Genomic DNA, 12,793 nt, shown 5'->3' on the forward strand with positions numbered 1-12,793 from the left:
CGCTCATCCCGTTCCTTGAGAACGACGACGCCAACCGCGCGCTCATGGGCTCGAACATGCAGCGTCAGGCCGTGCCGCTTCTGCGCGCCGAATCGCCGCTGGTCGGCACCGGCATGGAAGGCACCGTGGCGCGCGATTCCGGCGTCGCCATCGCTGCCAAGCGCGCCGGCATCGTCGACCAGATCGATGCCACGCGTATCGTCATCCGTGCGACCGGCGAGACGGATTCGGCGGTGCCGGGCGTCGACATCTACAACCTGCTGAAGTTCCAGCGTTCGAACCAGAACACCTGCATCAACCAGCGTCCGCTGGTGCGTGTCGGTGACATCATCGACAAGGGCGACATCATCGCCGACGGTCCGTCGACCGAGCTTGGCGAGTTGGCTCTCGGCCGCAACGTGCTCGTCGCTTTCATGCCGTGGAACGGTTACAACTTCGAAGATTCGATCCTGATCTCGGAACGCATCGTCTCCGACGACGTATTCACCTCGATCCATATCGAAGAATTCGAATGCATGGCCCGCGACACCAAGCTGGGCCAGGAAGAAATCACCCGCGACATTCCGAACGTCGGTGAAGAAGCGCTCAAGAACCTCGACGAAGCCGGCATCGTCTATATCGGCGCCGAGGTGAAGCCGGGCGACATCCTGGTCGGCAAGGTGACGCCGAAGGGCGAAAGCCCGATGACGCCGGAAGAGAAGCTGCTGCGCGCCATCTTCGGTGAAAAGGCCTCGGATGTCCGCGACACCTCGATGCGTCTGCCGCCGGGAGTCTCCGGCACCATCGTCGAAGTGCGCGTCTTCTCGCGTCGCGGCGTCGACAAGGACGAACGTGCGCTCGCCATCGAGCGCGCCGAAATCGAACGTCTCGCCAAGGACCGCGATGACGAAAAGGCGATCCTCGAGCGGAACTTCTACAGCCGCCTGAAGGAACTCCTGGTCAATCAGCTCGCGGCCGGTGGGCCGAAGACGCTGAAGGCCGACACCAAGATCACCGACAAGGTGCTCTCGGAGTTCACGCCGGGCCAGTGGCGCCAGATCGGCATCAAGAACGACAAGCGCATGGCCGAGATCGAGGCCTTGAAGAAGCAGTTCAACGAGAGCGTCGCCGCCCTCGAGAAGCGCTTCGAGAACAAGGTCGAGAAGTTGCAGCGCGGCGACGAGCTGTCGCCGGGCGTCATGAAGATGGTCAAGGTGTTCGTCGCGGTGAAGCGCAAGCTGCAGCCGGGCGACAAGATGGCCGGCCGTCACGGCAACAAGGGTGTCGTCTCGCGCATCGTCCCCTGCGAAGACATGCCGTATCTCGAGGACGGCCGACCGGTCGACATCGTGCTCAACCCGCTGGGCGTGCCGTCGCGCATGAACGTCGGTCAGATCCTCGAAACGCATCTCGGCTGGGCCTGCGCCAACCTCGGGCGCCAGGTCGGCGAGATGCTCGATCAGGTGCGCGTCAACGGCAAGTATGCGGAATTGCGCAAGGCCGTGAAGGACATCTATGGCGAGAAGACCTACAAGGCCGAAGTCATGGAGATGCCGGACGATCAGCTGATGGAGCTGGCCGGCAATCTCAAGGGCGGCGTCCATATCGCAACGCCCGTCTTCGATGGCGCGCGCGAAGAAGACATCGTCGACATGCTGACCAAGGCAGGGCTGAAGAGCTCGGGTCAGGTGACGTTGATCGACGGTCGTACCGGCGAGCATTTCGAGCGGCAGGTCACGGTGGGCTACATCTACATGCTTAAGCTGCACCATCTGGTCGACGACAAGATCCACGCGCGTTCGATCGGCCCCTACAGCCTCGTCACCCAGCAGCCGCTGGGCGGCAAGGCCCAGTTCGGCGGGCAGCGCTTCGGCGAAATGGAAGTCTGGGCCCTCGAAGCCTATGGCGCCGCCTATACGCTGCAGGAAATGCTGACGGTGAAGTCGGACGACGTGTCCGGTCGTACCAAGACCTACGAAGCCATCGTTCGCGGCGACGACAATTTCGAGTCCGGAATCCCTGAGAGCTTCAATGTGCTCGTGAAGGAACTCCGTTCGCTCGGCCTCAATGTCGAGCTGACCACGAACGAATATTAATCGGATAGCTGACTGGAGACCCGGCGGTTGCACGCCGCCGGGCCCTTGGTCGGCAGAAGGAGATGGCGATGAACCAAGAATTGATGAGCGTTTTCGGTCAGCCCCAGGGCCCGCAGACCTTCGACAACATCCGTATCTCGATCGCGAGCCCGGAGCGCATCCGCTCCTGGTCGTTCGGCGAGATCAAGAAGCCGGAAACCATCAACTACCGGACCTTCAAGCCGGAGCGCGACGGCCTGTTCTGCGCCCGCATCTTCGGTCCGATCAAGGATTACGAATGCTTGTGCGGCAAGTACAAGCGCATGAAGTATCGCGGCATCGTCTGCGAAAAGTGCGGCGTCGAAGTGACGCTCTCGAAGGTCCGGCGCGAGCGCATGGGCCATATCGAGCTCGCCTCGCCAGTGGCCCACATCTGGTTCCTGAAGTCGCTGCCCAGCCGCATCGGCCTGCTGCTCGACATGACGCTCAAAGATCTGGAGCGCATCCTCTATTTCGAGAACTACGTCGTCATCGAGCCGGGCCTCACCCCCTTGAAGCAGCATCAGCTGCTCAATGAAGAGCAGTATCTCGACGCCCAGGACGAATACGGCCAGGACGCGTTCCAGGCCGGCATCGGCGCCGAAGCCTTGAAGGGCATGCTCTCCTCACTCGATCTCGCCGACGAGCGCGAGACGATGAAGGTCGAGCTGCGCGAGACCTCGTCGGAGGCCAAGCGCAAGAAGCTCGTGAAGCGCCTGAAGCTGGTCGATGCCTTCCTCGAGTCGGGCTCGAAGCCGGAATGGATGATCCTCGACGTCATCCCGGTCATTCCGCCGGAACTGCGTCCGCTGGTGCCGCTCGACGGCGGCCGCTTCGCGACCTCTGACCTCAATGACCTCTACCGCCGCGTCATCAACCGCAACAACCGCCTGAAGCGTCTCATCGAACTGAAGGCGCCGGACATCATCGTGCGCAACGAAAAGCGCATGCTGCAGGAAGCGGTCGACGCGTTGTTCGACAACGGCCGCCGCGGCCGCGTCATCACCGGCGCCAACAAGCGCCCGCTGAAGTCGCTCTCCGACATGCTGAAGGGCAAGCAGGGTCGCTTCCGCCAGAACCTGCTCGGCAAGCGCGTCGACTATTCGGGCCGGTCGGTCATCGTCGTCGGCCCGGAATTGAAGCTCCATCAATGCGGCCTGCCGAAGAAGATGGCGCTCGAACTCTTCAAGCCGTTCATCTATTCGAAGCTCGAAATCTACGGCATGGCCTCGACCATCAAGGCCGCCAAGCGCATGGTCGAAAAGGAACGTCCCGAGGTCTGGGATATTCTGGAGGAAGTCATCCGCGAGCATCCGGTGATGCTGAACCGCGCACCGACCCTGCACCGTCTCGGCATCCAGGCCTTCGAACCGGTTCTCATCGAAGGCAAGGCCATTCAGCTGCATCCGCTGGTCTGCACCGCCTTCAATGCCGATTTCGACGGCGACCAGATGGCTGTCCACGTGCCGCTGTCGCTGGAATCCCAGCTTGAAGCGCGCGTGCTGATGATGTCGACCAACAACATCCTCAGCCCCGCCAACGGCAAGCCGATCATCGTCCCCAGCCAGGACATCGTCCTCGGCCTCTATTACCTGACGATGGAAGGCAAGGGCGAGCCGGGCGAAGGCATGGCATTTGCCGATATCGGCGAGATTCAGCATGCCATCGAAGCCAAGGTCATCACCCTGCACACGCCGATCAAGGCGCGCCTGAAGACGGTTGACGAGACCGGCGCCCCGGTCACCCGCATCGTGCAGACGACGCCCGGCCGCATGATCCTCTCGGAAGTGCTGCCGCGTCATCCGAACCTGCCGTTCGCTCTCATCAACCGCGTGCTGACGAAGAAGGAGATCACGAACGTGATCGACACCGTCTATCGTCACTGCGGCCAGAAAGAGACGGTCATTTTCGCCGACCGCATCATGGGTCTTGGTTTTGCGCAGGCCTGCAAGGCCGGCATCTCCTTCGGCAAGGATGACATGATCATCCCCGAAGCGAAGAAGAAGCTTGTCGCTGATGCCCAGCACAAGGTGAAGGAATACGAGCAGCAGTACCAGGACGGCCTCATCACCCAGGGTGAGAAGTACAACAAGGTCGTTGACGTCTGGTCGAACTGCACCGAGCGCGTGGCCGAGGAAATGATGAAAGTCATGTCCAAGGAATCGACCGGCAAGGGCATCAACTCGGTGTTCATGATGGCACATTCCGGCGCCCGTGGCTCCGCCGCCCAGATCAAACAGCTGGCCGGCATGCGCGGCCTGATGGCCAAGCCGTCCGGTGAAATCATCGAAACGCCGATCATCGCCAACTTCAAGGAAGGTCTCTCGGTGCTCGAATACTTCAACTCGACCCACGGCGCCCGCAAGGGTCTGGCCGACACCGCGTTGAAGACCGCGAACTCCGGGTATCTGACGCGTCGTCTGGTCGACGTCGCCCAGGATGCGATCATCACCGAACTCGATTGCGGCACTGAAAACGGCCTCACCGTGAAGGCGGTGGTCGAAGGCGGCGAGACGATCGCGGCCCTCTCGGAGCGCATCCTTGGCCGGACCGTTGCGGCCGATGTGAAGGACCCGCTGTCGGGCCGTACCATCGCCGCGCGCGGCGTGCTCATCGACGAACCGCTGGCCGACGAGATCGAACGCGCCGGTGTCGATACCGTGAAGATCCGCTCGGTGCTGACCTGCGATACCAAGACCAGCGTGTGCGCCGCCTGCTACGGCCGCGATCTCGCCCGCGGTACGCCGGTCAATATCGGCGAAGCCATCGGCGTCATCGCCGCGCAGTCGATCGGCGAGCCGGGTACGCAGCTCACCATGCGCACGTTCCACATCGGTGGCGCGGCGCAGCGCGGTGCCGAACAGTCGGCTATCGAAGCGACCTATAATGGCGAAGTGCAGGTGAAGAACCGCAATATCGTCATGAACAGCGACGGCATCCCCGTCGTCATGGGCCGCAACTGTGAAATCGTCCTCGTCGACGATCAGGGTCGCGAACGCGCACGTCACCGCGTACCCTACGGCGCCAAGCTGATCCAGGATCATGGCGCCAAGGTCACCAAGGGCCAGAAGCTCGCGGAATGGGATCCCTATACGCTGCCGATCATCACCGAAAAAGAAGGCATCGTTAACTACATCGACCTGGTCGAAGGCCTGTCGATGCGCGAAGTGGTCGACGAGACCACGGGTATCTCGAGCCGCGTCGTGGTCGACTGGAAGCAGCAGCCGCGTGGTGCCGACCTGCGCCCGCGCGTCACGCTGCGCGACGATAAGGGCAATGTGGTGACGCTGCCGAACGGTGTCGAAGCCCGCTACTTCATGTCGGTCGACGCCATTCTGTCGGTCGAGAACGGTGCGCATGTCCGCGCCGGCGACGTGCTGGCCCGTATCCCGCGCGAAAGCTCGAAGACGCGTGACATCACCGGCGGTCTGCCGCGTGTCGCCGAACTCTTCGAAGCCCGCAAGCCGAAGGATTACGCGATCATCAGCGAGAGCGCCGGTCGCGTCGAATTCGGCAAGGATTACAAGGCCAAGCGCCGCATCGTCGTCGTTTCCGAAGATGCAAGCGTCGAGCCGGTCGAGTATCTGATCCCGAAGGGCAAGCATATCTCGGTCCAGGAAGGCGATTACGTCCAGAAGGGCGATCTCCTCATGGACGGCAGCCCCGTGCCGCACGACATTCTGCACGTCCTCGGTATCGAGGCGCTGGCTTCCTACCTCATCAACGAGATTCAGGAAGTCTATCGTCTGCAGGGCGTGAAGATTAACGACAAGCACATCGAAGTGATTGTCCGCCAGATGCTGCAGAAGGTCGAAGTGGGCGATCCGGGCGATACCACGTTCCTTGCTGGCGAGCAGATCGACCGCACGGAGCTGGAGATCGAGAACGAGAAGGTCCTCAAGGATGGCGGGCGTCTCGCCACCGCGAAGCCGGTGCTGCTCGGCATCACCAAGGCCAGCCTGCAGACCCGTTCGTTCATCTCGGCTGCGTCGTTCCAGGAGACAACCCGTGTCCTCACCGAAGCTTCGGTTTCGGGTCGCGTCGACACGCTTATCGGTCTCAAGGAGAACGTCATCGTCGGCCGCCTCATCCCGGCCGGCACCGGTTCGGTTATGGCGCGCCTGAAGCAGGTCGCGGCATCGCGCGACAAGGAACTGCAGGCGGCCGCGGAGAAGAACCCCGCGATCACCGACCAGTCGCCGAAAGCAGAAGTCGCATAAAGAAGCGACCTTACGCGAAGTCTTGTGGAAAGCCCCGCCGCTTCAAGCAGCGGGGTTTTTCATTTCAGCGCTGAAATGCCTCAGGGATGCCAGCGCCCGTCATAGCGCTGGGGAAACATCAGGATTGCCCTGGTGCCGGCGTTGGGGGCGCTGTCGATCGAGAGCTTGCCGCCGATGAGGTGCAGGAAGGCGCCGCAAAGGGTCAGGCCGCTGCTCGTCTGATGCTGGTTTGCGTCGATCGACTTCTGCAGCTGGTGCAATTGATCCGCGGCGAAGCCCGGCCCGTTATCGGTGACCTCCAAGAAGACCTGGGCGGCATCGCTTTCGTCGGCCTGCCGGACGCGGCCCAATATCTCGACCTTGCCGCCAAAGCGATTGTACTTGATGGCGTTTTCGACAACATGGCCGATCATCTTCTCGAGCGTTTCATCGTCGAGGATGACGGGAACGCTGCCGCGGCGCAGATCATGCGTCAGGCGGACGCCCTGTATGGCCGCCGCGGTCGCCTGGGTCGAAAGAACCCGCTCGACGATATCCGCCAGATCGGCGGTGCGGGTATGGGCCACGGCCATGCGCCCCTCAAGGCGCGTGACATCGATGATGCGCTCCACCACATCCGTCAGTTGGCGTCCGCTCTTGCAGATGTCGGCGGCATAGGTCTGGTAGAGCTTGACGCCAAGAGGGCCGAACATCTCGTCCCTCATCACCTCGCCAAAGCCGATGATGGCAGCCAGCGGCGTGCGCAATTCATGCGACAGCTGGCCCAGGAAATCCAGCTTTGCCACGTTGGAGCGCTCTGCCTGTTCCTTGGCGCTGGTGAGCGCGCGTTCGTTCTGCTTGCGGTGTGCAATGTCCCGGATGGCGGCGACGATCAACGGCGAACCGTCCAGCGTGGTCCGCATTGATGTGATCTCGACCGGGATGCTGTCGCCACTGAGTTTATGGGCGACGGTTTCGATGGGCCTGCCGTCGCCAACATATAGCGCTTCAAGGAGGCGTCCGACGGAGGGGGAGGAACCGCCTTCAGTCAAGCCTTCGAGAAAGGCGCCGATATGGGCGCCAACGATGAGGCGGGTATGGCAGTTAAGCATCTCCGCTGCGCGCTGGTTGGCGTCCAGGATGGTACCGGCCGGACGCAGCGACAGAAGCGGGTCGGGCGAAACACCAAGGTCGAGGTGGGCGTCGCCAGCCGTCGTGGTGCCGCGATAGGGTGCCCCCACGCCTGGCACGGCGATGCAGCTCGGTCGTTCCGGAATGTGGTTGGTCACTTACGCGTCCTCCCACCGGCCATGCAGCGGCGTCGGGCCGCTCCGCAACCTGTTATCCCGCCGCTGCAAGCCCTCAGCGGCGGCTCTTCCAAAAATGATCATCGGTCATAAAGCGGAGCCGGTGCAAGGGCCGATGCGCCCCTGGGCGGCACAGATCACAGAAGGTTGGGTCATTCCTCCGCCGTGCGAGTTGGGCGTGCGAGTTGGGCGCGCGAGTTGGGGGTGGTGTGGCCGCGCCGTTCCGGCTATAGGAACCGGATGTCCGAATTCCTCATCGCCCTTGCAGGCATTCCAGCTGGTATCTGGCTCTATTTGCTGCTTTTTCGCGGCACGTTCTGGCGCGAGCGCCCGGAAGCGGCTGAGTTCGTGCAGGGAGAGAATTCCTGTCCGGATATCGCCGCTGTCGTGCCCGCACGCAACGAAGCGGGTGTGGTCGGGCAAGTCATCAACGGGCTCCTTGCACAGGATTATCCGGGCAGGCTCACGGTGGTCCTGGTTGACGACAATAGCGAGGATGGCACCGCGCAAGAGGCGGTGGATGCCGCCAGGTTGGTGACGGCGAATGGGCGTCATCGCCTGCGCGTGATCCAGGGCAAGAAACTTGCCGCTGGCTGGACGGGGAAATTGTGGGCGGTCAATCAGGGGGTGGCCGAAGCGCAACGCGTTGCGCCGAGTGCTGCTTATTACCTGCTGACCGATGCGGACATCCTGCATGCGCCAGACAGCCTGTCGCGCCTGGTGGCGCGGGCCGAACAGGGCAAGTTCAACATGGTTTCGCTGATGGCGAAGCTGCGCACGGACACCTTCGCCGAGAAAGCTCTTATCCCCGCCTATATCTTCTTCTTCCAGAAGCTCTACCCCTTTGCCTGGGTGCGCGACCCGAAACACAAGCTGGGTGCCGCCGCCGGCGGTTGCATGCTGGTGCGGGCATCGGCATTGAAGAAGATCGGCGGCATTGCCGCCATCCGCGGTGCTCTCATCGACGATTGCGCGCTGGGTCGCGCGATCAAGGCAACCGGCCCGATCTGGCTGGGGCTTGCCGGCAATGTGACCTCCCTGCGCGGCTATCCGCACTGGGGCGACGTCTGGAATCTCATCACGCGTTCGGCCTTCACCCAGCTCGATCATTCGACCCTGTTGCTGATCGGTTCGGTGCTTGGCATGGCCGCCACTTATTTCATGCCGCCGATCCTGACTGTCAGTCCGGACCCCGGCATCCGCCCCTTCGGCATGCTCGCCTGGGCGGCGATGGCGGGGGCCTATCTGCCAACCTTGGCCAATTACCGGCGCTCGCCGCTTTGGGCGCCCTTCCTGCCGCTGGTCGCGCTCTTCTACACGCTGGCGACCGTCGCTTCGGCGATCCGTTACTGGACCGGCAAGGGCGGGCAGTGGAAGGGGCGGGCGCAGGCCGAGCATGTGAGGAGGAGCGCGGCATGACCGGCGGCATGTCAGGAATTGCGACACCGTCTGGCAAGAACGCCTCGACCGAGAATTTTCCGGTCGGTTCGGCGCTGATCCGCGCCGACCTGCGGCCGCACGTTCATGCCTTCTATCGCTTTGCGCGTATGGGCGACGATATCGCCGACAACGCATCTCTTTCGCCGGAAGACAAGGTCGCGCGGCTGGATCTCATGGAAGAGGTGCTGCTCGATCCAATGCGCGAGGACATTGTCCAGGCGGCGGATCTGCGCAGATCGCTCGCTGCGACCCGTGTATCGCCGGTGAACTCGACCGATCTGCTCAAGGCCTTCCGCATGGACGCCACCAAGCAGCGTTATGCGAACTGGGACGAGCTGATGACCTATTGCCGCTATTCGGCGGCGCCGGTCGGGCGCCAGTTGCTCGACCTGCATGACGAACCTCAAGCAGCGCGCGGCCCGTCGGACGCGCTCTGCGCGGCGCTGCAGGTCATCAATCATTTGCAGGATTGCGGCATCGACTATCTGGAGATGGACCGGGCCTATGTGCCGCAGGATCATCTGTCGGCGCGCCATGTCGAAACGCGGGACCTGTCGGCGCGCGTTTCCAGCGCGGGTATGCGCCAGGTCCTCAACGATCTTCTCGACAAGACGGATACCCTGATGGTCGAGGCGCGATTGCTGCCGGGACGGTTGAAGGATTTTCGCCTGCGCGCCGAATCTGCAACGATCGTGCGTCTGGCCGACAAGATGATTGGGCAGTTACGCTGGAACGACCCCTTGGCAGCGCGCGTGAAGCCGACAAAACTGTTCTTTGTGACAGCGATGATGGAAGGTGTGGTGTGGGCGCTCATGGCAAGGAGGCGGTGATGGACGGAACCCAGGCAATCGCCGCGCAGGTGAAGGCGTCGGGCACATCGTTCTATGCCGCCATGCGGCTGCTGCCCGAGGCGCGACGCGACGCCATGTTCGCCATCTATGCCTTCTGCCGCGAAGTCGACGATATTGCCGACGAAGAGGCGCCGCAGAGCGACAAGCAGCGACGGCTGGCGGAATGGCGCGCCGAGATCGACCGCCTCTATGCCGGCGAGCCCAGATGGCCGATCGCGCAGGCGCTGCTGAAACCGATGCGCGATTTCAAACTGCGGCGGGAGGATTTCCTGGCCGTCATCGATGGCATGGAGATGGACGCAACGGACACGATACAGGCGCCGGACATGGCGACGCTCGATCTCTATTGCGACCGGGTGGCGTCGGCCGTGGGGCGGCTGTCGGTGCGCGCCTTCGGTGCGACGGAGCCGGTTGCCGACCAAGTTGCCTACCACCTGGGACGAGCCTTGCAGCTAACCAACATCCTGCGCGACATCGAGGAGGATGCGGGACGCGGGCGTCTATACCTGCCGCGCGATCTGTTAGCCAAGCATGATGTCGACAGCCAGGATCTCGGCATCATCCGCAGCCATCCCAACCTGCCGCGTGTCTGCCGCGACCTGGCCGCCATCGCCAGGCAGCATTTCGTCAAGGCCGATGCGGCGATGAAGCAATGCGCCAAGGAGCCGATGCGTCCCGCGCGCATCATGGGCGCCGTCTATGGCGCTCTCCTCGACAAGCTGATCGCCTGGGATTGGCGCGATCTCACGACCGAAATAAAGGTGCCGAAATGGCGCAAGATCTGGCTGGCCGTCCGCTATGGCTTCCTCTAATCCAGCTTCTCGCGGCCGCGTCCACGTCATCGGTGCCGGCCTTGCCGGTCTTGCCGCGGCGACGCGTCTGGCGCGGGCCGGCCGGCAGGTAACGCTCCATGAAGCGGCGCAACAGGCCGGCGGCCGCTGCCGCTCCTATGACGACGCCGAACTCGGCTGCCGCATCGACAATGGCAATCACCTGATCGTCAGCGGCAACCTTGCCGCCATGGCCTATATCTCGGAGATCGGCGCGGCGGCGACTTTCTCGACCCGTGACAAGGCAGTCTTTTCCTTCGTCGACCTAACGACGAATGAGAGCTGGCAAGTGCGGCCGACCGAGGGCTTGCTGCCCTGGTGGCTGCTGGTCCCGAGCCGGCGCGCCAAGGGGACGTCGCTGCTCGACTATCTAGACGCCGAACGCCTGGCGCGCGCAGGCGAGAATGCCGTTGTGACCGACATCGTCGACAGGCGGAAGACGGCCTTTCGGCGCCTGTGGGCACCGCTCTGCGTGGCAGCCCTCAATACGGCGCCGGAGGAGGCGTCGGCCAGACTCCTGGGCAGGCTGTTCCGCGACACGTTCGGCCGGGGCGGTGCGGCTCTGCATCCGCTGATGCCGCACGAGGGATTGTCGGAAAGCCTGGTCGATCCGGCATTGGTGCAATTGCGATCGAAGGGTGTGGAGATTGCGTTCGGCCATCGCCTGCGCGCTTTGCGCTTCAGCAACGATGCCGCGACGCATCTGGATTTCGGCAAGTCGGAAGTTGCATTGGGTGCGGACGATCGGGTCGTTCTTGCCGTTACTGCGCCGGTTGCCACAGATCTGCTACCGGATCTGACGGCACCCGATGCGTTTCGCGGCATCGTGAACGCTCATTTCAAATGGACGGGGCAGACGCCGGACCAGCCTTTCATCGGCGTCATCGGCGGAATCGCCGAATGGGTTTTCGTGAAACCCGGCATTCTCTCCACCACGAGTTCCGCAGCCGAAGCGGTGATCGACCTGCCGGGCGAGGAACTGGCGCAGCGTTTATGGAGCGATGTCGCGCGGGCCTGCGGCCTCGGTAACGCGCCGCTTCCAACTTGGCGGGTGGTCAAGGAAAAGCGCGCGACCTTCGCGGCGACGCCGGAACAATTGCGGCGGCGCCCCGGCGCCAGGACCAGCTGGCGCAATCTCGTGCTTGCAGGCGACTGGACCGATACCGGCTGGCCTTCGACGATCGAGGGTGCCATCCAGTCCGGCTTCTCGGCGGCAGCGGCCATCGAGGCATGAGCTTCAGGCCGCTTTCCGTGCTGACCGCGGCGGAGCACGATTCCATTGCGCGATTGCTGCAATCGGATCCGATCCTTTCCTTTTATTGGACGACGGCGATCGAGGATCTTGCTCTCGGTATTGACAACCGACTAGCGCGCATTTGCGCGGGCGGTCGGGGCGCCATCATCGGCGCAATCTTCGGTGATCTCACCGTCTTTTCGCCGTTGGGCCAGATCGCGAATGCGGATATTGCGGCTTGCACCGCCTGGCCGGGGGCGGTGGAGGTTCATGCGCCGCTGCATGAGGCGGAGCGCTATCGGCTGTTTTCGGGGCGGCGGCTATTGCAGGCACGCCAGATGATTGTGATGGAATGCGACTTGTCCGGCGTCCGCTATGCCGGCGCAATTTGCCGTGCCCTTCATATAAGCGATGCCGACCGGGTTGCTTCCTTCTATCGCAGCCACTATCCCGATACCCTCTTCGATCCCTACATGCTTGCCATGCCTTTCGTCGGGGTTTTTGAAGGCTCGAACCTGGTCGCTTGCGCCGGTACCATTGCGTTGAGCGGCAAGTTGCGCGCGGCGCTGATCGGCCATTTCGTCACAGCGCCCACCGCGCGGAACAGGGGATTGGCGCGCGATGTCGGCAGCTGCCTGCTAGACATGCTGCGGCAGCGGGGAATTGCATCCGCTTATCTCGCCACGACCGCCGATAACATGGCGGCGCTCAGGGTCTATGGCAGGCTCGGTTTCGCGGTGGCGGACCGGCGCTGCCAGATAGATTTAATGCCTTGAAAGAGCGGGGTTATCCGAGCGGCGACTACCCCTTCGGGAATACTTTTCTTCGGGCAGGTCGGC

At 63.0% G+C, this 12,793-nt stretch carries 8 protein-coding genes; 7 read left to right on the forward strand and 1 reads right to left on the reverse strand.

From position 1 onward, the window contains the following. Positions 1–2,075: DNA-directed RNA polymerase subunit beta (gene rpoB / locus ACE3TY_RS08880; protein WP_374652667.1), on the forward strand; the 2,075-nt coding region annotated here is incomplete at its 5' end. Positions 2,076–2,143: 68 nt separating this feature from the next. Then, positions 2,144–6,313: a DNA-directed RNA polymerase subunit beta' gene (gene rpoC / locus ACE3TY_RS08885; RefSeq protein ID WP_374652668.1), complete on the forward strand. Its 4,170-nt coding sequence runs from the start codon at positions 2,144–2,146 to the stop codon at positions 6,311–6,313. Between the two features lie 80 nt (positions 6,314–6,393). Here rpoC and ACE3TY_RS08890 read toward each other — a convergent pair whose 3' ends face one another. Next, positions 6,394–7,581, reverse strand: coding sequence for a sensor histidine kinase (locus ACE3TY_RS08890; RefSeq protein ID WP_374652669.1), 1,188 nt, complete (start codon positions 7,579–7,581; stop codon positions 6,394–6,396). Positions 7,582–7,839: 258 nt separating this feature from the next. On the opposite strand from ACE3TY_RS08890, the gene ACE3TY_RS08895 reads away from it, so the two are divergent. Genes ACE3TY_RS08895 through ACE3TY_RS08915 form a run of 5 tightly spaced genes read left to right on the forward strand, consistent with a single transcriptional unit; the run spans position 7,840 to position 12,730 of the window. Next, positions 7,840–9,018, forward strand: a complete 1,179-nt coding sequence (locus tag ACE3TY_RS08895; RefSeq protein ID WP_374652670.1) for a glycosyltransferase — start codon at positions 7,840–7,842, stop codon at positions 9,016–9,018. Then, entirely contained in the window at positions 9,015–9,869 is an 855-nt protein-coding gene (gene hpnC, locus ACE3TY_RS08900; RefSeq protein ID WP_374652671.1) for a squalene synthase HpnC, read from the forward strand. The genes ACE3TY_RS08895 and hpnC overlap by 4 nt, the downstream gene beginning before the upstream one ends. Further along, a complete protein-coding gene (gene hpnD / locus ACE3TY_RS08905) occupies positions 9,869–10,702 on the forward strand; it encodes a presqualene diphosphate synthase HpnD (protein ID WP_374652672.1) in 834 nt (277 codons plus the stop codon). Before hpnC ends, hpnD begins: the two co-directional genes overlap by 1 nt. Then, positions 10,689–11,954, forward strand: a complete 1,266-nt coding sequence (gene hpnE, locus ACE3TY_RS08910) for a hydroxysqualene dehydroxylase HpnE (RefSeq protein WP_374652673.1) — start codon at positions 10,689–10,691, stop codon at positions 11,952–11,954. The genes hpnD and hpnE overlap by 14 nt, the downstream gene beginning before the upstream one ends. After that, positions 11,951–12,730, forward strand: coding sequence for a GNAT family N-acetyltransferase (locus ACE3TY_RS08915; RefSeq protein WP_374652674.1), 780 nt, complete (start codon positions 11,951–11,953; stop codon positions 12,728–12,730). Before hpnE ends, ACE3TY_RS08915 begins: the two co-directional genes overlap by 4 nt. The last annotated feature ends 63 nt before the right edge of the window (positions 12,731–12,793 follow it).

Source organism: Dongia sp. (assembly GCF_041918875.1).
Classification (GTDB): Bacteria; Pseudomonadota; Alphaproteobacteria; order Dongiales; family Dongiaceae; genus Dongia.